General features: G+C 64.5%; 22 protein-coding genes and 1 pseudogene. 11 read left to right on the top strand and 12 right to left on the bottom strand.

All coding sequences use genetic code 11. The features are described 5' to 3' along the window. Positions 1-45 precede the first annotated feature (45 nt). The 3 genes from LWC34_RS21445 to LWC34_RS21435 all read left to right on the top strand — a co-directional run bounded on the left by LWC34_RS21445 (position 46) and on the right by LWC34_RS21435 (position 3,734). Entirely contained in the window at positions 46-1,485 is a 1,440-nt protein-coding gene (locus tag LWC34_RS21445; RefSeq protein ID WP_233726964.1) for an alpha/beta fold hydrolase, read from the top strand. Continuing rightward, complete coding sequence (locus tag LWC34_RS21440) at positions 1,482-2,870, top strand: alpha/beta fold hydrolase (protein ID WP_233726963.1); 1,389 nt, start codon at positions 1,482-1,484, stop codon at positions 2,868-2,870. The genes LWC34_RS21445 and LWC34_RS21440 overlap by 4 nt, the downstream gene beginning before the upstream one ends. A gap of 99 nt (positions 2,871-2,969) precedes the next feature. Then, the gene (locus tag LWC34_RS21435) at positions 2,970-3,734 is read left to right on the top strand and encodes a transposase family protein (protein ID WP_233723023.1); all 765 of its coding nucleotides are present in this window, start codon (positions 2,970-2,972) and stop codon (positions 3,732-3,734) included. 18 nt (positions 3,735-3,752) lie between these two features. Here LWC34_RS21435 and LWC34_RS21430 read toward each other — a convergent pair whose 3' ends face one another. The 4 genes from LWC34_RS21430 to LWC34_RS21415 are packed head-to-tail and all read right to left on the bottom strand — an operon-like array spanning position 3,753 to position 7,636. After that, positions 3,753-4,622 (bottom strand): Vgb family protein, encoded by an 870-nt coding sequence (locus LWC34_RS21430; RefSeq protein WP_233726962.1) that lies wholly within the window; start codon positions 4,620-4,622, stop codon positions 3,753-3,755. 16 nt (positions 4,623-4,638) lie between these two features. After that, positions 4,639-6,156, bottom strand: coding sequence for a tripartite tricarboxylate transporter permease (locus tag LWC34_RS21425; RefSeq protein ID WP_233726961.1), 1,518 nt, complete (start codon positions 6,154-6,156; stop codon positions 4,639-4,641). Then, positions 6,156-6,653, bottom strand: a complete 498-nt coding sequence (locus LWC34_RS21420) for a tripartite tricarboxylate transporter TctB family protein (RefSeq protein WP_233726960.1) — start codon at positions 6,651-6,653, stop codon at positions 6,156-6,158. Before LWC34_RS21420 ends, LWC34_RS21425 begins: the two co-directional genes overlap by 1 nt. Beyond that, entirely contained in the window at positions 6,650-7,636 is a 987-nt protein-coding gene (locus tag LWC34_RS21415; protein ID WP_233726959.1) for a Bug family tripartite tricarboxylate transporter substrate binding protein, read from the bottom strand. Before LWC34_RS21415 ends, LWC34_RS21420 begins: the two co-directional genes overlap by 4 nt. Positions 7,637-7,762: 126 nt before the next feature. Between LWC34_RS21415 and LWC34_RS21410 the strand changes: the two genes are divergently transcribed. The 3 genes from LWC34_RS21410 to LWC34_RS21400 all read left to right on the top strand — a co-directional run bounded on the left by LWC34_RS21410 (position 7,763) and on the right by LWC34_RS21400 (position 10,920). Beyond that, positions 7,763-9,352 carry a sensor histidine kinase gene (locus LWC34_RS21410; protein WP_233726958.1) on the top strand — a complete coding sequence of 530 codons (1,590 nt, stop codon included), beginning with the start codon at positions 7,763-7,765 and terminating at the stop codon, positions 9,350-9,352. Continuing rightward, positions 9,349-10,020, top strand: a complete 672-nt coding sequence (locus tag LWC34_RS21405) for a response regulator (protein WP_233726957.1) — start codon at positions 9,349-9,351, stop codon at positions 10,018-10,020. Before LWC34_RS21410 ends, LWC34_RS21405 begins: the two co-directional genes overlap by 4 nt. Before the next feature lie 66 nt (positions 10,021-10,086). Beyond that, on the top strand, positions 10,087-10,920 hold the full coding sequence (locus LWC34_RS21400; protein WP_233726956.1) for a sigma-70 family RNA polymerase sigma factor: 834 nt from the start codon (positions 10,087-10,089) through the stop codon (positions 10,918-10,920). Here the strand turns inward: LWC34_RS21400 and LWC34_RS21395 are convergent. The 3 genes from LWC34_RS21395 to LWC34_RS21385 all read right to left on the bottom strand — a co-directional run bounded on the left by LWC34_RS21395 (position 10,895) and on the right by LWC34_RS21385 (position 12,802). Then, a complete protein-coding gene (locus LWC34_RS21395; RefSeq protein WP_233726955.1) occupies positions 10,895-11,248 on the bottom strand; it encodes a YciI family protein in 354 nt (117 codons plus the stop codon). The two genes, LWC34_RS21400 and LWC34_RS21395, sit on opposite strands and share 26 nt — an antisense overlap. 66 nt (positions 11,249-11,314) lie before the next feature. Next, positions 11,315-11,947, bottom strand: a complete 633-nt coding sequence (locus LWC34_RS21390) for a GntR family transcriptional regulator (protein WP_233726954.1) — start codon at positions 11,945-11,947, stop codon at positions 11,315-11,317. Between the two features lie 90 nt (positions 11,948-12,037). Beyond that, entirely contained in the window at positions 12,038-12,802 is a 765-nt protein-coding gene (locus tag LWC34_RS21385; protein WP_233724674.1) for a transposase family protein, read from the bottom strand. Between the two features lie 139 nt (positions 12,803-12,941). Here LWC34_RS21385 and LWC34_RS21380 point away from each other — a divergent pair, with 139 nt between their 5' ends. Then, a complete protein-coding gene (locus LWC34_RS21380) occupies positions 12,942-14,189 on the top strand; it encodes a pyridoxal-phosphate dependent enzyme (RefSeq protein WP_233726953.1) in 1,248 nt (415 codons plus the stop codon). On the opposite strand, the gene arfB is transcribed toward LWC34_RS21380, so the two are convergent. Further along, complete coding sequence (arfB, locus tag LWC34_RS21375) at positions 14,179-14,607, bottom strand: alternative ribosome rescue aminoacyl-tRNA hydrolase ArfB (protein WP_233726952.1); 429 nt, start codon at positions 14,605-14,607, stop codon at positions 14,179-14,181. The two genes, LWC34_RS21380 and arfB, sit on opposite strands and share 11 nt — an antisense overlap. Before the next feature lie 294 nt (positions 14,608-14,901). On the opposite strand from arfB, the pseudogene LWC34_RS21370 reads away from it, so the two are divergent. The 4 genes and pseudogenes from LWC34_RS21370 to LWC34_RS21355 form a co-directional block, all read left to right on the top strand. Further along, positions 14,902-15,294: pseudogene (locus LWC34_RS21370) on the top strand (winged helix-turn-helix domain-containing protein); the annotation flags it as partial. Beyond that, complete coding sequence (locus tag LWC34_RS21365; RefSeq protein WP_308200086.1) at positions 15,207-15,884, top strand: IS630 family transposase; 678 nt, start codon at positions 15,207-15,209, stop codon at positions 15,882-15,884. The pseudogene LWC34_RS21370 and the gene LWC34_RS21365, both read left to right, overlap by 88 nt. A 43-nt stretch (positions 15,885-15,927) precedes the next feature. Further along, positions 15,928-16,470 (top strand): S1 family peptidase, encoded by a 543-nt coding sequence (locus tag LWC34_RS21360; RefSeq protein WP_233726951.1) that lies wholly within the window; start codon positions 15,928-15,930, stop codon positions 16,468-16,470. Between the two features lie 20 nt (positions 16,471-16,490). Next, positions 16,491-17,393, top strand: a complete 903-nt coding sequence (locus LWC34_RS21355) for a S1 family peptidase (protein WP_233726950.1) — start codon at positions 16,491-16,493, stop codon at positions 17,391-17,393. Positions 17,394-17,402: 9 nt separating this feature from the next. On the opposite strand, the gene purM is transcribed toward LWC34_RS21355, so the two are convergent. From purM to LWC34_RS21335, 4 genes are all read right to left on the bottom strand, one after another. Then, positions 17,403-18,449: a phosphoribosylformylglycinamidine cyclo-ligase gene (gene purM / locus LWC34_RS21350; protein WP_233726949.1), complete on the bottom strand. Its 1,047-nt coding sequence runs from the start codon at positions 18,447-18,449 to the stop codon at positions 17,403-17,405. 38 nt (positions 18,450-18,487) lie between these two features. Then, positions 18,488-20,011, bottom strand: coding sequence for an amidophosphoribosyltransferase (gene purF, locus LWC34_RS21345; RefSeq protein WP_233726948.1), 1,524 nt, complete (start codon positions 20,009-20,011; stop codon positions 18,488-18,490). Between the two features lie 121 nt (positions 20,012-20,132). Continuing rightward, positions 20,133-20,465, bottom strand: coding sequence for a sterol carrier family protein (locus LWC34_RS21340; protein ID WP_235729794.1), 333 nt, complete (start codon positions 20,463-20,465; stop codon positions 20,133-20,135). A gap of 54 nt (positions 20,466-20,519) precedes the next feature. Further along, positions 20,520-21,305 carry an ESX secretion-associated protein EspG gene (locus LWC34_RS21335; protein ID WP_233726946.1) on the bottom strand — a complete coding sequence of 262 codons (786 nt, stop codon included), beginning with the start codon at positions 21,303-21,305 and terminating at the stop codon, positions 20,520-20,522. Between the last annotated feature and the right edge of the window lie 13 nt (positions 21,306-21,318).

Below are 21,318 nucleotides of genomic sequence, written 5' to 3'. Positions count from 1 at the left end.
CGCACCGGAGGAGAGATCCACTTCCGGTGAAAGGAATCAACCTTGGTGCCGATTGGTCGAGTCGGGGTTGCGGCGGCCATCGCGTTGCTGGCAAGTCCCATGGTGGCGTCCGCGCTGACCACACCAGCGCAGCAGCTGGAGTGGAAACCCTGCGCGGACATCGCCAAGAACTGGGACGTCAAAGACCGGGTCAGCGAATGCACGATGGTCAAGGTGCCGCTGGACTACAACAAACCGTACGGGCGGCAGACGGAGATCGCGGTCAGCCGGGTCAAGGCCAGCGATCCAGGGAAACGCAAGGGCTCACTGGTGATCAACCCAGGTGGGCCGGGCGTCGAAGGCGCCAAACTGCCTGGTGAGCAACGCGACGGCATCTTCAAGAACGTCAGTCCGTACTACGACCTGATCGGGTTCGACACCCGGGGCGTCGGCTACAGCGAACTCGTCCACTGCCCCGAGTTGGAGGACGACAAGTTCCCGCCGACGCCGCCTGGCGTGACCGGCAAGGAGCGTGCGAAGTTCCGCACGGCCGCCTACACCGAGCGCCTGCTGACGTGCGCGAACCGGGATCCTGAGCTGGTCAGGTCGATCTCGACGGCGAATGTCGCGCGCGATGTCGATCGGATCCGCGAGGCTTTGGGTGAACGGAAGATCAGCTACTTCGGGTGGTCGTGGGGTACCGCCCTTGGTTCGGCCTACCGGAGCATGTTCGACCGCAACGTCGACCGGATGTACCTCGAATCCGTGATGGCTCCTGGACAGTTCGACCGGGACCAGGAGGACAACCAGGTCGCGACGGAACGCCTGTTCCGCGAGTACACCGCGTGGATCGCGCAGCACAACGACGCCTACGGATTCGGGGCCACCGCTGCTGAGGTGGAAAAGGCACTGTTGGCGTTGCAGGCCGCGCATGGCAGCGCAGTCAACTTCCGGCTCAGGTCACCGCAGGCTCGTTGGGCGGAGAATGCCAAGGCACTCGCCGATATCCGGGACGGCAAGCCCGCGGCGGAAGCGCCCAAGCAGGCGGTCACGAGCAATGGGTGGGACAACGAAGAACGCAGCGGTGGCGACATGCGGTTCCTTCGTGACACGTACTCATGCAACGACACCGGCGCCGCCGACGAGGATGTCGACGCCGCGTGGGCACGCTGGGAGAAGTGGAAGACCAAGTACCCAGTCGCTGGCTTCCAAAGCCCCAGCATCGTCGGGTGCGTGAACTGGCCGTTCCCGGCTCAGCCGGTCAAGCTCACCAAGGGCCGCAGCGCGCTGCAGCTCGTTGGGCATGAGTTCGAGACCAACACCGTGATCAAGTGGTCGTACCAGATGCAGAACACGATCGGCGGCTCGCTGCTGCGCGTCCAGGATGACATCCACAGTGGACTTGTCGACTTGCCGTGCTGGTCGAAGGCCAACGACTTCCTCGTCAACGGTCGAGCCAGCAACGGCACGTGCCCTGGCGCACCGATCCCGGGGCCCGGCCAGTGAAGGCGATCGCGCTCGCGGCCTTGCTGCTCGTCAGTCCCGCGCAGGCCGAAGCGGACACAGTGGACTGGAAACTCTGTGCCGATATCGCGGCTGGCTGGGATACGGCCGATCGTGCCAGCGAATGCATGATGATCAAGGTGCCGGTGGACTACGGCAAACCCAACGGGCGCCAGATCGACATCGCGGTCAGCCGCATCAAAGCCACCGAACCCGCGAAACGCAAGGGCGTACTGCTGCTCAATCCCGGTGGGCCGGGCATTCCCGGCATCACCGAGCCCGTGTTGCACGCCGGCACGTACCTCAAGGAGATCAACCGTTACTACGACCTGATCGGGTTCGACACCCGTGGCGTCGGGTACAGCGGCAAGACCTTCTGCCCGGAAATGGATGCCAGCAAGTTCCCGCCGACACCACCGGGCGTGACCGGCAAGGCGGCCGTCCAGTTCCGCTCCGACGCCTACGCCAAGAACGTTTCCGCTTGCGCGGCAAAGGATCCGGAATTGTCACGCTCGCTCACCGCCGCGAACGCGGCAAGGGACATGGATCGCATCCGGGTGGCTTTGGGTGAGCAGAAGATCAGCTACCAGGCCATTTCATGGGGATCCGCGCTGGGCTCGGCGTACCGCAGCATGTTCGACAACCGCGTCGACCGCATGCTGCTGGAGTCGCTGATGGCACCTGGTCAGAACAACGAGGACGACGATGACCAGGTCGCCGCGAAGGAGCGGCTCTTCAACCTGTTCACCAAGTGGATCGCCGGGCGTGACCAGGTGTATCACTTCGGGAAGACCGCGGAAGAGGTCCGGAGTGCGCTACTGGCCTTGCCGAACGTCAACTCGCTGCTGCGCGCCAACCGGGCACGCTGGGCTGAGTCGGCGAAGGCCCTTGCCGACATCCGGGACGGCGTACCCGTCCCACAAGCCGCGCCAAAGCCGGAGTTCCCGGGCAACGGATGGTCCAATGTTGAGCAGTACGGAGACGCCGAGTTCGTGATCGTCTCCTTTGCCTGCAACGACTCGTCCGCGAACCGTGACTTCGAGACCGAGTGGCAGCGGGCCGAGCAGTTGAAGGTGCGCTACCCGGTCGCGGGATTCTACGGAGCTGGTGTCGTGCGGTGCCAGGGTTGGCCGTTCCCGGCTAACCCGACCAAGCTGACCAAAGGCCGGAGCGCTTTGCAGCTGGTCGGGCACGAGTTCGAGACCAACACCGTGATCAAGTGGGCGCACCAGATGCAGGACACAATCGGCGGCCCGCTGCTGCGCGTCCAGGACGACGTGCATTCTTCGCTGAGCGAGTTGCCATGCTGGGAGAAGGCGAACGACTTCCTGATCAACGGCCGGACCAGCACCGGCACCTGCCCTGGTGCGCCAATTCCCAATAATTAGAGCGTTATTCTGGCGACTTGATCACCTCAAAATAGGACAACGACCCCAGGCAAGTAAGATCGTTTTCCTCTCACAGAAGACAACTTACAGGCGGGGTCGTTGCGTTATCAGACTACTACAGGGCTTGCTGCTGACCAGATCCAGGAGCTTGTCGCGCGCATCTGGCAGATCATCCAATGCCATGAGAACCAAGCGTGGCCTCCGACCGTGGGACTGTATCGCGCTGTCGTGATCACTTTGGTGTACGTCCGACAGAATCTGAACCAGGCGGCCGTGGGCGATCTGTTCGGCGTCAGTCAGTCGACCGTATCGCGGATCTATCGAGGCATTCTCCCATTGATTGGGCAGGCCCTGTGCCTGCACATTCCAAACCTCAAGGAGGCCATCCGCGGCCGGCTCGTCCTGGTCGACGGAACCGATGTCCCGACCGGCAACCGTGCTGGTCACGAAGACAACTTCTCCGGCAAGCGGCGCCGCGCGGGGCTGAACATCCAGGTCGCCGCCGATACGGAGGGAGGCCTGCTGGGAATATCCGCCCCTCTGCCTGGCTCGATGCATGACCGGAAAGCGTTCGCCGAGTGTGACTGGGAAGATCTTCTGGCCGAGACCTCAGTCATCGGTGACCCTGCCTATCAGGGCACTCACACGATTACGCCTCGCAAAAAGCCAAAGGGCGGCGAGCTCTCGGCTGGCGACAAGGTGAACAATAAATTCATCTCCTCACTTCGATCCGCCGTCGAGCGATGTATCGCGCATATCAAGAACTGGAAGATGATTGCGACCGGCTATCGAGGACGCCTTTCCGAGCTCCCCAACATCATCCGGATCATCACATCGCTCGAGTTCTATCGACTCGGCTGGTAACCCTCATGAATAACGCTCTTAGAAACTGATTCGGGCCAACTTGCCGTTCTCCAGAGCCGTCCACACGGCCCCGTCCGGGCCGATTGTGATTCCGTGCGGCTCGGAGTTCGGCGTTGGCAGTTCGTACTCCTCGATCTTGCCTGCCAGGGTTATCCGGCCGATCTTGTTCGCGCCCCACTCGGTGAACCACAGGCTGCCGTCTTCGCCCGCGACGATCGCGTGCGGGCGGCATTCGTTGTCCGGCAACGGGAATTCGTCCACGTGCCCGTCCACCGCGATCCGGCCGACCTGGCCTGCCATGATCTCGACGAACCAAATGCCGCCGTCGCCGCCGTCGGCGATCCCGACCGGCGCGGCGGCCTCGGTTGGCAGCGGGTGAATGGTCACGTCACCGCCGATGTCGATACGGCCGATCGCGTTGGCTTGGTTGAGCGCGAACCACAGGCCGTTGTCCGGGCCTGCAGTGATGTGGCCGGGGAACGCGCCAGCCACGGGCAATGGGAATTCCGTGATCGCGCCGTCTGGCGTGATCCGGCCGATCCGGTCGAGGTTGATCTCGGTGAACCACAGTGCGCCGTCCGCGCCTGCCGCGATTCCGTACGGCTCGGCTTCGGGCGTGGGGAGTTCGAATTCGGTCAAGACGCCGTCGACTGTGATTCGACCGATCTTGTGGCCCTTGTACTCGGTGAACCACAACGCGCCGTCGGGGCCTTGGACGATCACCGTCGGATCAGTGTCCGGCGCGAGGTCGTACGTACGGACCTCGCCAGCCGCGAACCTGCCGATTTTGGCCGCGTGGACCAGGGTGAACCACAACGCGCCGTCCGGGCCGGACGTGATCCCGTAAGGACCAGCGTCCGGCCCGGACACCTCGAACTCCTCGATCATGTATCGACCATAGGCCCTATGCGTCGATCTTCTCGCGGTCCACACTCGGCGCGGCTGGGCGACGGGTCAGCCGGCGGATCACCGGCCAGACCAGAATCGCCACGATCAGGACGTAGATGATCACCGACATCGGGGTGTTCACCAGTCCGCTGATCGAGCCGTCGCTGATCTGCAGCGCCCGGCGTAGCTGCTGCTCAGCCGCCGGGCCGAGGATCACGCCAATCACCGCCGGGAGCACCGGCAGGCCGTACCGGCGCATTGCCAGACCCAGCAACCCGATGATGAACAGCACGATCAGGTCCACCACGTCACCACTGACCGCGTACGCGCCCACGCTGGCGAAGAATAGAATGCCCGCGTACAGGTACGGCCGCGGGATCCGCAGCAGCTTCGCCCACACCGGCGCCAACGGCAGGTTGAGCACGAGCAGCAGCACCAGCGCGATGAACAGGCTCGCGATCAGGGCCCAGACCAGGCTGGACTCATGCTCGAACAGCAGCGGGCCCGGCTGGATGCCGTACTGCTGGAACGCCGCCAGCATCACGGCCGCGGTTGCCGTGGTCGGCAGGCCCAAGGTCAGCATCGAGGTCAACGTTCCCGACGCGGACGCCGAAGCCGTCGCCTCGGGCCCAGCGACGCCTTCGATGGCGCCCTTGCCGAACTCGTCCTTGCGCTTGGACAGCCTGCGCTCGGTCACGTACGACAGGAACGTCGGAATTTCCGCGCCACCAGCGGGAATCGCACCGAACGGGAACCCGATGAACGGTCCACGCACCCACGGCTTCCACGAGCGCCGCACGTCGTCACGGCCCAGCCACGGACGGCCGACCGGGATCGGTTCTGCCTGGATTCGCCGCAAATGCGCGGCGACCCACAGCGACTCACCGACCGCGAACAGCGCGACCGCGACCACCACAACGTCGATTCCGTCGGACAGGTGCAGCGATCCGAATGTCAGACGCTGCTGGCCGGTCATCTCGTCAAGGCCGATCAACCCGATCGCCAAGCCGATCAGCAGAGACGCGAACCCACGGATCCGCGACTTGCCGAGCACGGACGTCACCGAGATGAACGCCAGCAACATGATCGCAAAAAAGTCCGGCGCGCCGATGCCGACGGCCAGCTTGGCAACCGCAGGAGCCAGCAGTACCAACAGAAGCGTGCCGATCAGGCCGCCGACGAAGTGCCCGATCGCCGCCGCGGCAAGGGCTTGCGAGCCACGGCCGCGTTTGGCCATCGGATTGCCTTCGATCGCCGTGACCACCGACGCGGTCTCGCCCGGCGTGTTCAACAGGATCGACGTGGTCGAACCGCCGAACATGCTGCCGTAGTAGATCCCGGCGAACATGATGAACGCACCGGTCGGATCAAGGCCGTACGTGATGGGCAGCAACAGGGCGACCGCCATCGCGGCGCCGATGCCAGGCAGGACGCCAATCGTCGTACCGAGCAGCACGCCGATCACGGCGTACATCAGGTTAACCGGTGTTAACGCGGTACCGAAACCATCCATCAGAGAGGCGAAGGAACCCATCACAGCACTCCCATCAGCGGCCCGCCCGGCAAGGAAACCCCGAGCAGGTCGTTGAACACAAAGTAGGTGACGAGCGAGAGCCCGGCCGCGACGAGCGGGTCACGCACGAAGTTACGGCTGCCCAACGCATACGCCGCACCCCAGAACAGAACCGTTCCGGAGATCGGGAAACCGACGAGCCCGATCAGCACGACGTTCGCGAGGAAAGCCGCGGCCAGCAACAACACTGTCCGCCAGTCACCGGGCGCGCTCAGATCGATGTCCTCGCCGCCCTCTGCTTCCCCCTTGCCGCCCCGCAGGACATCCCTTGCCAGCAACGCGGCCACCAGGATCAGCCCACTGCCGACCACGATCGGCACCACGTCAGGCCCGATCCCCCGCTCAGTCGGGACGTGCGGCAGGCTGATCGCGTCGATCAGCACAAGCACGCCCAGCGCCGCAAGCAAAACGCTGATTCCGAGCTCGGACCGCTCCTTCAGACGCTCCACTGTGGTCATACCAGCCCCAGCTCCCTCAGCGTCGAGGCGACGCGGTCGTTCTCCGCGGCTAGGAACCTGCCGAAGTCCTCGCCCGGCTGGAACGCCGAGGTCCAGCCGTTGCGAATGAGCACGTCCTGCCACTGCGGCGACGCGACGAGCCGGGTGAACAGGTTCACCAACCTCGTCCGCTCGCCGCCGGTGATCCCTGGCGGCGCCACGATGCCGCGCCAGTTGGTGAACTCAACGTCCACACCAGACTCCATCAGCGTCGGAGCATCCACCCCTGGCAGCCTGTTCTTGCTGGTCACCGCCAACACCCTGAGCTCACCGGCCTGGATCTGATCGCGGTACTCACTGATGCCGGACACACCGAACGCGATCTTGCCGCCGAGCACCGACGCCAACAGCTCGCCGCCACCGTCAAACGGCACGTAATTGACCTTGCGCGGGTCCAGTCCGGCCGCTTTGGCCATCAACATCGGCGCAAGATGGTCAGGACCACCGGCCCGTGAGCCGCCACCGACCGGGACGTTGCCGGGATTGGCCTTCCACGCCGCCAGCAACTGCCCGATGTTCTGGTACGGGGAGTCCTTGCTGACCACGACGATGTCGGGTTCCTCGATCAACTTCGCGATCGGTGTGGTGTCCGCCAGCGATGACGGCGATTTGTTCGTGTACACCGCGCCGACCACGCCAAGGCCCATGGACATCACGAGCTTGCCGTTGCCGCGTTCGTTCACCATCCGGCCGAGACCGACCGTGCCACCCGCGCCAGGCAGGTTGAACACCTCGATCCGCCTGGACAGGTCGGCTTCCTCGATCGCCTTGGCGGCGTTTCGCGCCGTGATGTCGTAACCACCGCCTGGCGCGTTGGGGACCAGGACACGCAGACCGCGGACCTGGTCGCCTACATCCTCGTCGCTGCCGGAGCTCAGCAGCGGGGGAATGAGCAGTACGGCGGCGATCACACCAAGGATGGCCAGCCATGACTTCGCTCGCACGTCGTGATACCTCACCTCTCTGTGCCTTCGACGACAGCGTTGACTTATGTTGCATGCGGTTTACCGTGATGTCGCGCTTAGCCGCGTATCGAAGGTTGCGGTACTTGTGTTCACGAGGAGGTGTTCATGGGCGTCAAAGGCTCGCTGGCCCGTCAACTGCTTGCCTGGCAGGTGGTGATCGTGGTCGCCCTGCTCACCTCGGTCGCGGCCTTCTCCGCGATCCAGTCGAACAAGACGTTCGTCGACGTCGAAGGCCGCCGGATGCTGCTGGCCGCCGAGAACCTCGCGGCCACGCCGGTCGTGCGCGGCACTGACGACCGGCACGGAGTGCCCATCCCCGGCGCCTTGACCGACCCGTCGCGTTACCAGCAACTGGCCGGGGTGGCCGAGAGCACGCGCGGCCTTTCCGGCGCCGACGACATCACCTTCACGCTGCCAGACCTCACCGTGGTGACCTCGACAATCCCTGGCCGCGACGGCTCGAAGCTGGACGTCGGCGACTCCACGATCCCGACCGGGCGATCATGGGTCGGCATCGTCGACGACATGCTTGTCGCCCACGTGCCTGTGCTCGGCAACGACGTCAAGGTGATCGGTATCGCGGCTGTCGGCGTGGAGGCGCAAGGTTTCTTCGCCGGTGTCGTCGAGTCGCCTGGAAACGCGCTCGCGCTGCTCGGACTGGCCACTGTGCTCGGTGTGACCGGCTCGCTACTACTGGCGCGCCGGGTGAAGAAGCAGACGCTTGGGCTCGAACCGGCCGAGATCACCTCGCTGGTCGAGCAGCGTGAGGCAATGTTGCACGGGATCAAGGAAGGTGTGGTCGGTCTCGACAGCAACGACCGGATTATCCTTGTCAACGACCACGCGCGGGCGCTTTTGTCCATTCCGGACGACAGTGTTGGCAAATCCGTGTCAGATTTGGACTTCAATGAGCGGATGCGGGACGTGCTGACCGGGCGCGCGGCTGGCGCGGACGAGATCGTGCTGCGCAAAGGCCGCGTGCTGACGATGAACCGGCGCCCGATCACCCTGCACGATCAGTCGATCGGGTCAGTGGTGACGATGCGCGACCGTACCGAGATGGTCGCTCTGCAGAACGAACTGGCCGAGACCCAGAACGCGACCGACACACTGCGGGCACAGGCGCACGAGTTCTCCAACCGGCTGCACACCATCTCCGGCCTGATCGAACTCGGCGAATACGACGAAGTCCGGCAGTTCATCACCACGGTGTCCCATACCCAGCAGGAATGGCACGCCCAGGTGAGTTCGCGGATCGATGACGCGGCGGTTGCCGCGTTGCTGATCGCGAAAGCGAGCGTTGCGGCAGAGCACAGTGTCGGCCTGCGGCTGTCAGCAGGAAGCAGGCTGTCCGAAGTAGACTCAGCACTGTCCGCCGACCTGGTGACAGTGCTGGGAAATCTGGTGGACAACGCCGTCGACGCCCTCGGCAGCGCGCGAGACGGGTGGATCGAAGTGGACATCAGCGAACTCGACGACGCTGTCCGTGTGGTGGTCCGCGACTCCGGCCCAGGCGTGGCGCCGGAGATCGCCCGCGAGGTGTTCCGCAACGGATTCACCACGAAAGCCGCTGAGGAAGGCGGCACACGCGGACTGGGACTGGCGTTGGCGCGGCAAACCTGCATCCGCAGACAAGGATGGATCGACGTGCACAACGAAGGAGGCGCGGTGTTCACCGCGTTGGTGCCCCGATGAAAACGGTCTTGGTGGTGGACGACGATTTCATGGTCGCGAAAGTCCACAGTGGATACGTTGCCCGCACGCCCGGGTTCACGGTCGTCGGCGTCGCGCACACCGGTGCCGACGCGTTGCAGGCGGCGCAGCAACTCAAGCCGGACTTGGTGTTGCTCGACATCTATCTGCCGGACATGGACGGTCTTGCCGTTTTGCAAGAACTTCGTTCCTCGCAAGGAGATACGGACGTCATCGTGATCAGCGCGGCGAACGATGTGGACACTGTGCGCCGGGCAATGCGCGGTGGCGTGCTGCATTATCTGATCAAGCCGTTCAACTATTCGGCTTTGTTCGACCAGTTGCGGCATTTCGCTACCTTGGACGAGAAGCTCGATCGGCTCGCGGTGGCTGGACAGGCCGACGTCGACCAGGTTTTCGGGGCACGTCCGCGTGGTGCGACGAGTTTGCCGAAGGGGTTGACCGAGCAGACTGCGGAGTTGGTGGAGCGGGTGATGCGTGAGCATCCCGAAGGGTTGTCCGCGACGGAGTGCGCCCAGCTGACCGAGCTTTCCCGGGTTTCGGCTCGGCGGTACCTCGAGCATTTCACCGAGACCGGGAAGTCCGAGGTGACGTTGAAGTACGGCGGCACCGGTCGGCCCGAGCGTCGCTACAAATGGCTGACCACCTGACTGTCACATTTGGGTTCGCTGCGGGCTCACGTCCATGAGCCTTGGCGATGGGATGGTGTGACTTTGATGGACGAACTGGCCGCGCGGTTTGAGAAGGAACGGCCGCGGCTGCGGGCCGTGGCGTACCGGATGCTCGGTTCGGCGGTTGAGGCGGACGATGCCGTGCAGGATGCTTGGCTTCGGCTGAGCCGTTCTGATGCTTCGACGATCGACAACCTTGGTGGTTGGCTTACTACCGTCGTGGCACGAGAGTGCCTGCATGTGTTGCGGTCACGCCGGAATCGCCGTGAGGACCCGGTTGATCTGGTTGTCGTTCCGGATGGTTCGCTCGATCCCGAGCAGGAGGCTTTACTGGCCGACTCGGTCGGTTTGGCCATGCTGATCGTGCTCGATCAGCTCGGTCCCGCCGAACGCCTGGCTTTCGTGCTGCACGACATGTTTCAGCTTTCATTCGACGAGATCGCCGCCATTGTCGGGCGCACTCCCGCTGCCGCTCGGCAACTTGCGAGCCGGGCTCGTCGGCGGATTGGCGGTGTTGGGCTGCCTGCGCCGGATCTTGCGCGCCAACGCGCTGTGGTTCACGCTTTCTATGCGGCTGCGCGGGATGGCGACTTCTCTGCTCTCGTTCAGGTGCTCGACCCTGACGTCGTTCTGCAGACTTCGTTTGCTGATCAGCCGCCGGTTGTCGTTCGGGGCGCTTCGGCTGTGGCTGCTCAAGCCCGTGCACCTCGGGGCGGTCAACTGCGGCCGGTTCTGGTCAACGGTTCGGTCGGGGCTTTGATCACCCGCGACGGGCGGCCGTACTCCGTCATGGCTTTCACCGTCGCGGGCTCCCGGATCGTCAGGATCGACGTTTTCGTCGACCCTCAACGTTTCACCAGTATTTTTCCGACGGCCTGACTTCTACCGCACCGCCCAACCGGGCTTGGGGGACACTCGACGCGATGGCGATCGCCGCGTCGAGGTCCTCCGCCTCGACCAAGAGGAAACCGCCGACCGTGGTGCCTTGGTATGTCCCCTCGGCCGTGATCGTCTCGCCGTTCTGAACGCGAACCGTCATTGCGTTCTGCGGCAGGCTGAGCGGTGGACCGCCTTGGACGTTGTCCATTTTGTTGATGGCTGCCCAGCCTGCGTAGACGTCTTTCCGCTCTTCTTCAGTGATCGTTTCGGCTTTCGGCGTTCCCGGCAGAGGGAAGGTGCCGTGGTGGATGACCAGTACGAATTGCATCGCTTGTCCTTGTCTCGTCGGTGACTTCGCACCTATGAGCCCGGACTGCGTGCTTGTGTGACAGGGCTACTGGGTTGTTTCCCGCAAGACTCCTGGGTCGACCGTCCAGTTCGCGCGGAGTTCGCCTGCTGCCCGGTCCATGTCGCGTTCCAGGATCGCTTTGGCGATCATCCGGTGCTGGGTTTCGGCTCGCATGATCCGCTTACGGTTGGTGAAGTAGGCGTACTCGTAGCGGTGCACGACCGTTTTCTGGGCCTTGATCAGCTGCATCAAGCGCTTGTTTTGGCAGGATTTGAGGAGTTCGTCGTGCCACTGGTCGTCGATTTCGCCTGCTTGGGCTGGGGGTACGTCGAGCATGCGCTGGGCCAGCTCGTTGAGCTTGGGCACGCTGGCGGTGAGAACTTTGATGTCGCAGGATCGCAGTGCGACTACTTCGAGGGCTCCGATGATCGGGTAGGTCTCCGCGACTTCGTCGACGGTTAGGGGCGAGAGCCAGAAGCCTCGGTTGGGGCGGAGTTCGAGGACTCCTTCCTGGGCGAGGCCGGCCAGGGCTTCGCGGAGTGGGGTTCGGCTAACTCCCAGGTTTTCGGCGAGGTCGCCTTCGTTGATCCGCTCACCGACCGGATAGTCGCCGCGGACCAGCCTGGCCAGCACTTCGTCGCGGATCTGCTCACGCAAGGGTCGTTTGGTGATGGCCATGAACACAAAGTACTACACGCTGAACACAGAGTACTGAACACAAAACACAGAATGTTGAACACTGAACTCTGTGAGCGTTATTCATGAGGGTTACCAGCCGAGTCGATAGAACTCGAGCGATGTGATGATCCGGATGATGTTGGGGAGCTCGGAAAGGCGTCCTCGATAGCCGGTCGCAATCATCTTCCAGTTCTTGATATGCGCGATACATCGCTCGACGGCGGATCGAAGTGAGGAGATGAATTTATTGTTCACCTTGTCGCCAGCCGAGAGCTCGCCGCCCTTTGGCTTTTTGCGAGGCGTAATCGTGTGAGTGCCCTGATAGGCAGGGTCACCGATGACTGAGGTCTCGGCCAGAAGATCTTCCCAGTCACACTCGGCGAACGCTTTCCGGTCATGCATCGAGCCAGGCAGAGGGGCGGATATTCCCAGCAGGCCTCCCTCCGTATCGGCGGCGACCTGGATGTTCAGCCCCGCGCGGCGCCGCTTGCCGGAGAAGTTGTCTTCGTGACCAGCACGGTTGCCGGTCGGGACATCGGTTCCGTCGACCAGGACGAGCCGGCCGCGGATGGCCTCCTTGAGGTTTGGAATGTGCAGGCACAGGGCCTGCCCAATCAATGGGAGAATGCCTCGATAGATCCGCGATACGGTCGACTGACTGACGCCGAACAGATCGCCCACGGCCGCCTGGTTCAGATTCTGTCGGACGTACACCAAAGTGATCACGACAGCGCGATACAGTCCCACGGTCGGAGGCCACGCTTGGTTCTCATGGCATTGGATGATCTGCCAGATGCGCGCGACAAGCTCCTGGATCTGGTCAGCAGCAAGCCCTGTAGTAGACTGATAACGCAACGACCCCGCCTGTAAGTTGTCTTCTGTGAGAGGAAAACGATCTTACTTGCCTGGGGTCGTTGTCCTATTTTGAGGTGATCAAGTCGCCAGAATAACGCTCTGTGCTTTAAATTCTGAATTCAGAATGTAGAGTTCAGCCATGGACAAGGGCTTGGGCATGTACCGCAACCCCTCGGCAAGGTCGTGGACGGCGTCGACGAACCCGCAGGTCAAAGGCCCTGGCCAGCCCGTCAGCAACCAGGACAGCAGCAAGCTCGAACGCCCTGGCCAGCTCAGCCGCAACCAGCTCGGCAACCAGACCGACGACCCCAGCCAGCTCGACGGCGACCAAGTCGGCAGCCAGGTCGAAGGCCTCAGCGAGGGTAGAGGCACCCACGCCATCGTTGCGGCCGGAGGGCCGGGCGCATTGAGCGGCGACCCTAGGGCTCTGCATCGGGAGCTACCTGGGTTCGAGCCGATGCCCTTGATCGAGGTCCCCGAGTTGGCGCGGGAGCTGCGCGTACGCCGTGTCCTGGTGAAGGACGAGCACCTCAGGGCCGGTCTGCCCTCCTTCAAGATCCTGGGCGCGGCCTGGGCCATCTTCAAAGGCCTCGGCGGCACCACGACCCTCGAAGACCTCGAGGTCGACCCGGAAACCACCCTCGTCAGTGCCACTGCGGGCAACCACGGCCGAGCGGTGGCCTACATGGCCAAACTCCTCAACCTCAAAGCCCGCATCTTCATCCCCGCGGGCACGGCCACGGCGAGGATCGAGGCCATTCGGAGCGAAGGCGCACAGGTCGAAGTCATCGAGGGCGACTACCAAGAAGCCGTCAGGCAAGCGGAAGCCACGGCGAACAAGAACCCGAAAGCCTTCCTGGCCGCAGACGTAGGCGACTCCATGACGCCGATCTGGGCCACCCAGGGTTATCGGACAATCCTGCGTGAAATCGACGAGCAACTCGCGGAAGCACCGGACCTTGTAGTAGTCCCGGTAGGTGCGGGCGCGTTCGCTTCAGCGGTCGTACAGCACTACCGAGGTGACGGACACCGCCCCAAGATCCTGACCGTCGAACCCGACACCGCAGCCTGCCTGCAGAAGTCCTTGCACGCAGGCAAACCGGTGAATGTGCCTGGGCCTCATCCCTCCAGCATGGCGGGCCTGAACGCAGGCGATGTCGACGCCCACGCCTGGCCCTACCTGAAGAACGGCGTCGACGCCGCGGTCACTGTCACCGACGAAGAAGCCAACAAGGCCATGCATGACCTCGCCAGCCACAACATCATCGCGGGCGAATGCGGTGCCGCGAGTCTCGCGGGAGCGAGGGCCTTCAAGCACGAACTGACCCGAGACTCAGTGGTTGTCTTGATCAGCACGGAAGGCGTGCACGACAGCGTCAGTCGCTGAACGTTCCCCGACGAGACCGCTTCGTCTCACCACGCCGCCGCTTCGCGGTGAGCCTGCGTTCCTTCGCTGCCCGGCTCGGTCGAGTTGGGCGGCGCTTGGGCGGAGGCGGCTCGGAGGCGCTACGCAGCAACGACGCCAACCGGTCTCGCGCCGCCTGCCGGTTTGCAAGCTGCGCACGGAATTCGCTCGCCGCAACCGTCACCACTCCGTCGACCAACCGGGTTGCGAGGCGGTCGAGGATCCTGGGGCGCAGTGTGTCTGGAATGGACGGTGAGCCGGCCACGTCGAAGGACAGCTCCACTCGGCTGTCCGTGGTGTTCACGCCTTGCCCACCTGGTCCGGACGACCGAGAGAAGCGTTCGCGCAACTCGGCGGCTGGAATCACCAGCGCACCCGTTACGAACAAGTTCTCAGCCATGACTCAAGTGTGACGCGTGATCACCACGATTGCGAATGGTTAACTCCTGTTGCACGACGGTGACGTGATCATCTCTTTCCGTGAACATGCCCAGACCACGGTGGACCCATGCGAATCAGGTCCCCACTAAAGATCTTTCGGTAATAGGGTGAGTCGTTGCGGGTGATTCGCCTTGCCTGGTAGGACAATCGTGGTGTGCCAGAACCGTCACGATCGGCCGGCCAGCGTCGGAAAGGCCGTAGCAGCAAGAAAGTAGCTGCCCGCCGTGATTTTGAGGCGTTGCGAGAACGTCGGATGCGGGCAGCGGAGATGTTCGACCGCGGCAAGCGGCAGGTCGATGTGGTGGTGGAGTTGGGAGTCTCGGCGCAGACCGCCTCACGGTGGCACCGGGCGTGGTCGGCCGGCGGACGGCAGGCATTGGCCGGGGCTGGCCGTGCCGGGCGGCTGCCCAAGCTGACCGACGAGCAGGTGGCCGAGGTGGCCGGCGCGCTGGCGCAGGGACCGAAGGCGAACGGATTCCCGACCGACATGTGGACACTGGCACGGGTGGCCAAGGTCATCGAGAAACTCACCGGGGTGCGGTACTCGCAAACCCAGACCTGGACGATCCTGCGCGAGCGGCTGGGCTGGAGCAGGCAGCGTCCCGCCCGCCGCGCCACCGAACGCGACCAGGAGGCCATCGACAGGTGGGTGAAAAAGGAGTGGCCACGCATAAAAAAAGCGCCCGGCGCCGAAGGGCCTGGATCTGCTTCCAGGACGAGTCCGGATTCTCCCTGCTGCCCGTAGTCCGGGCCACCTGGGCGCCACGCGGCCAGACCCCGGTGCTGACCCACCGGTTCTCCTGGAAACGCCTGTCGATGTCCGGCGCGCTGGCCTACCGGCCCGACCGCAGCGAGGCCGTGTTCGTGTTCGGCATCAAAGAAGGCGCCTACAACACCGCCTCGCTGATCGAGTTCCTCACCGCTCTGCTCGATCACCTTGACCGCCAGAAAGTCACCCTGATCTGGGACGGCCTGCCCGCCCACCGTTCCGCGGCCATGAAGGAATGGCTGGCCACCCAACGACACTGGCTGCGCGTGGAACCGTTGCCCGGCTACGCCCCCGACCTCAACCCGATGGAAATGGTGTGGGGCAACGTCAAAGCCACCGAGCTGGCCAACTTGTGCCCGGACACCATCGACGAGGCCCACACCGCCACCCAGGCCGGCCTGGAACGTGTCGGCAGCAGCTACCAACTGTGCTTCAACTTCCTCGACCATACCGGCCTTTCCCTATGACACAATTCACTCAAATACCGAAAGATCTTTAATACTCACGACAGTGGCACTCGCGGTAATCGCCACTCCCGCGAACGCCATCATCAACGGCACGGAGTCAGCCGAGCCATACGCGTTCTTTGGTTCGCTGCAAGCTCCGGGCGCCCCGGGATCGAACGGTCACGGCTGTGGGGTAACGCTTATCGCGCCGCAATGGGTGTTGACCGGCAGTCATTGCGCTCGGGTCCCTACCTTGGCCCACAACGGCGTTCCGCGAGGGTGGAAGGTCCGGCTCGGTTCACTGGATACGAAGTCCGGCGGTGAACTGGTCGACGTCGACAAGTTCTACCGGCTGGCCAACGAACGGGAGGGGTATTTCGGCCGGGATCACTCTCTTTTGCACCTGGCGACACCGGTCAAGGCCAAGCCCATCCGGGTCGCGTCACGCACGCCGGCGGACGGCACCGCCGTGCGCTTCGTCGGCTGGGGCAACATGTGTGCGGAGGGTGAACCTCCGTGTTATCCCGATCGGTTGCAAGAGGCCGACTTCGTGGTTCAGCCGATCTCGTCGGTCCTCCTGGCGAGCCGGGCGCTGAGATCTGCCTGACCAGCCCCAGCAAGGCTGACGTGGCCAACACCGACTCCGGTGGCCCCGCGTTGGTCCGTGACGGCGGCGAATGGACGATCGCCGGTACGTTGTCCGGTCCTCGCGGCGAAGCCGGCCAGGCGTTGTTCACCGATGCCACCAAGCACCTCGACTGGATCAACGGCATCGTCAACGGCACCAACGTCCCGCCAGCCGATGTACGGCTTTCCCTTGAAGGATCCGTAAACCTCGGCAACTGCATGGGATCAGTCGTTCGCACGCCGGACGCGAAGCTGGACGACTCCGCGCTGATGCTGACCAACGGCCACTGCGTCCATGGTGACCGGCCCGCGGTTGGGCAGGCGCTCGTGGACCAGCCCGCCAACCGCGAAGTACCCATCGCCGACCGCGACGGTTACGAAACGGCCACCGCCAACGCCAACCGGCTCGTCTACGCGACCATGACCGGCACCGACATCGCGTTGTACCGGTTGGACAAGACGTACGCCCAGCTCACTGCCGAAGGGGCGAAAGTCTTCGACCTCACCACAGTGCCGGTCGAGGCTGGCGACAAAATCAGCGTGCTCAAGAGCGTTCAACCGGAGAACTGCACGGCCGAAGCGGTGGTACCGCGATTGAAGGAAGAGGGGTATCACCACGACAACGCGATCCGCTACGCCTCATCGGAGGAATGCGTTCCAGGGCATGGCGCCTCCGGCTCTCCGTTGATCGCCGCGGACGGCAACACCGTCGTCGGCGTGCACAACACGCACAATGCTAGCGGCGAACAATGCACGGCGAACAACCCGTGTGAAATCGACGCCGACGGCAAGGAGACCAGCACAGCTGGACGTCGCTACGGGCAGCAGGTGACCATGATTCCGGCCTGCTTCACCGGTTCCACGCTGGTGCTGACCAAGCCGGGCTGCACGCTCAAGTCCTAAAAGGACATACTAGAAGCGTGGGTGGTCGCCGCGGAGAATCGTTCGAGGCCCGCCGGCTTCGGCGACTTCGACCTCGCCGATCACCCACGCGTCCATGTGCCGGGCGGTCAGGATCGCCAGCGCTCGGTCGATGTCTTCCGCACTGAGCACCGCGACCATGCCGATGCCCATGTTGAAGGTCCGTTCGAGTTCTTCACGTTCGATCCGGCCGCGTCTGCCGATCAGGCCGAATACCGGCGCGGGTGTCCACGCGCCACGATCGAGCGTCGCGCAGAGGCCTTGGGGGATCACGCGAGCGAGGTTGGCGACCAGGCCACCGCCGGTTATGTGCGCGAAGGTCCGTACGTCGGTTTCCGCCGCCAATGCGAGACAGTCTTTGGCGTAGATCCGGGTTGGCTCAAGCATTTCCTCGCCGAGCGTCCGGCCGAACTCTTCGACGTGGCCTTCCAGCGGCATTCTGGCTATTTCCAGGAGCACCTTGCGGGCCAATGAATAGCCGTTGGAATGCAGGCCGGACGACGCCAGTCCGATCACCACGTCGCCTGGACGAACCCGGTCCGCGCCAAGGATGTTGTCCGCTTCGACCACTCCGACGCCGGTCGCCGAGATGTCGTAGTCCTCTTCCGGCATCAAGCCTGGCCGCTCGGCCGTCTCTCCGCCGAGCAGTGCGCAGCCTGCTTTCGCGCAGCCGTCGGAGATTCCTTTGACCAGCGCCGCTATCCGGTCCGCGTTGATCTTCCCGGTGGCGATGTAGTTCTCGAGGAACAACGGTTCCGCGCCGCACACCACGAGGTCGTCGACGACCATCGCGACCAGGTCGATACCGATCGTGTCGTGCACGTCCATCGCTTGCGCGACCGCGATCTTCGTACCGACGCCCTCTGTCGCCGAAGCGAGCACCGGCTCGGTCCAGCGGTCGAGCTTCAGCTTGAACAGCCCGGCGAACCCGCCGAGCACGGACAGCACCTCCGGCCGGGACGCCTTGTCCGCCCACGGCTTGAGTTTCTGGATGTGCTCCGCAGCGGTCTTGGTCGAGCCATGGTCGTGCGGTGTCATCACCGAGCGGTCACCCTTGTCGTGTGGTTACGAGCAGCCTATGGACGCTGCAACGCGTCCTCGGCACCGTACCCGTTGACCAAGACCGGTGTTGCCGGTCCGGCCACACCTTTTTCCACGCTTTCCAGCAGATGTTTGCCGATCAAGGCCTCGGCGGGCAGGGTGATCGGGTAGTGGCCGTCAAAGCACGCCATGCATAGCCTGCTGCGTGGCTGCTCGGTCGCGGCCACCATGCTCTCGCGCGAGACGTAGCCGAGCGAGTCCGCGCCGATCGACCGGCGTACGCCGTCGAAGTCGAGGCCGTTGGCGATCAGCTCGGCCCGCGAGGCGAAGTCGATTCCGTAGAAACACGGCCATTTCACCGGCGGGGACGCGATCCGGACGTGCACTTCGAGCGCACCGGCCTCACGCAGCATCCGCACAAGCGCGCGCTGGGTGTTGCCGCGCACGATCGAGTCGTCGACCACGACGAGCCGCTTGCCACGGATGACATCGCGCAACGGGTTGAGCTTCAACCGGATGCCCAGCTGCCGGATCGTCTGCGACGGCTGGATGAAGGTCCGCCCGACGTAAGCGTTCTTGACCAGGCCTTGGCCGTACGGAATGCCGGACGCCTGCGCGTAGCCGATCGCCGCGGGCGTGCCCGATTCCGGCACCGGGATCACCAGGTCGGCTTCGGCCGGGTGCTCGGTGGCCAGCCTGCGGCCGATCTCCACGCGGGTGGCGTGCACGCTGCGGCCGGAGATCGTGGTGTCCGGCCTGGCCAGGTAGACGTATTCGAAGACGCAGCCCTTGGGCTCCGGGACGGCGAACCGGGAGGAACGCAGACCGTCCTCGTCGATCGCCAGCAGCTCACCGGGCTCGACCTCACGCACGAACGACGCGCCCACGATGTCCAGCGCGGCGGTCTCGCTCGCGACAACCCAGCCGCGCTCAAGACGGCCGAGCACGAGCGGGTGTACGCCGTGCGGGTCACGCGCCGCGTACAGGGTGGATTCGTCCGACCAGACCAGGCAGAACGCGCCACGCAGCGTGGGCAGCAGTTCCATCGCGGCCTGTTCGAGGCTGATGTCAGAGGCGTGTGCCGCGAGCAGACCGCAGATCAGGTCCGAGTCGGTGGTGGCGCCGTTCTTGGTGGTGATGCCCGCCTGCTCGGAGCGTTCGAGCAGCTCAGCGGTGTTCACCAGGTTGCCGTTGTGGCCGAGGGACAGGCCCTTGCCGGTGGCGGTGGTCCGGAAGGTCGGCTGGGCGTTCTCCCATGTGCTCGACCCGGTGGTGGAGTAGCGGCAGTGGCCGACCGCGAGGTGTCCCTTGAGCGAGTGCAGCACCTGCTCGTCGAACACCTGACTGACCAGGCCGAGGTCCTTGAACACGACGACCTGCTGGCCGTCGGCCACCGAGATACCGGCTGCCTCCTGCCCACGGTGCTGCAACGCGTACAGCCCGTAGTACGTGAGCTTGGCAACTTCCTCACCGGGCGCCCAGACTCCGAAGACCCCGCATTCCTCGCGGGGTTCCGAGTCGATGGTGCCGGCTTGGGGGGCTGACTGGTCGGTGACCACGCGAAGCGCTCCCTGGGGACGGAATGCAGGCTGATCCCCAGTGTAGATGGCAGCGTCGCCCGTTCGGACCATCCGGTTGTGGTGCGCCCCACTTTCGAGACCCCGTTACCGCCCTTCTGGCCTACGCGCCCACCCGGACGATGGGCAGCAGGGCCGCGAGATCGGCCCTTGTTCCGGAAGCCGAAACACGCGCGGACTCGACGGCATCAGCCCACGAAAGCAAGCCGGTCGCGAGTTCGAGCCAGGTCCGTGAATCGGTTTCGATCACGTTCGGCGGCGTGCCGCGGGTGTGCCTTGGACCGGCGACGCACTGGATCGCCGCGAACGGCGGCACCCTGACTTCGACCGTATGCCCGGGGGCTATTTGCTCAAGCGTCCGCAAACTGGCCCGCACGGCCGCCGCGAGGACGGGCCGTGCGGGCGTTTCGTCTGTTTCCCCGGCGAGCCACGGCATCACCGCGGCCACAGCGGAGCGCAGTTCGTGCGGGTCAACGGGCTTGCGGGGCACTCATCTGCTCTCAGCTTCGCGGACCACCTCGCCGAGCAGCAGCTCGACCTGGTGGGTGAGGCGGCGGGCGTCGGTCGGCGAGATCGTGGTCCAGGCGCCGTCCGTCGACGGTTTGCGGACCTGGACATACCGGCCATCGTCGGTGTCGAAGAAGGCGACGACGCGCTCGGCGCGGTGCCGCTTGCCCCATTTGTCCCGCGCGGCGGCGCCGAAGTTCCCGGTCGCCACCACGTCCTTGATCATGGTCGACAGCGCCTGTACGTCGTCTTCCCTGATCCCACGGTTGCGCAGGGCCTGCTCGAAGCCCTTCTGGGTCCCGCCAGCGTTGTTCGCGGCGGTCTCGAAGTCGTCCGTGCGGACGTTCACCGACTGGCCGGGACCGGCGGGCACCGGGGACAACACCCCGGTGGCCACGCTCGGCAACGACTGCGCGGGCACGCTGTGCAGCGTCAGGAAGTTGTCCGCCAGGATCGCGAGCACCGCTTCCCCTTCGCGCGAGGCGGCGAGGAAACGAACACTCCGGCCGAGCCACGTCCGGCCGTCGACCTCACGGTCGGGCCGGGCCAGGATGCCGAGCGCACGCTCGATTCCCTGGTCGATGTCGACCGACCGGCCGAGACCGCGGCTTTCCAGCGCGGTCCAGGCCTGGTCGACCAGCTGCTTGCGCTCGGTCCACGTCGCGCCCGGTGAGGGCACCTTGACGGCAAGTGGCATGTCCTCGAAACCAAGGTGTTCCCACAGCACGTCGAACTCGAGTGCCGAAATGGTGATCGGCCTGGGTTGCACCGGTGCGCCCAGA

The organism is Kibdelosporangium philippinense (genome assembly GCF_021390435.2).
GTDB classification, from domain to species: domain Bacteria; phylum Actinomycetota; class Actinomycetes; order Mycobacteriales; family Pseudonocardiaceae; genus Kibdelosporangium; species Kibdelosporangium philippinense.
The sequence above is the reverse complement of the archived record's forward strand: the minus strand, read 5'-3'. Positions and strand labels throughout refer to the sequence as shown.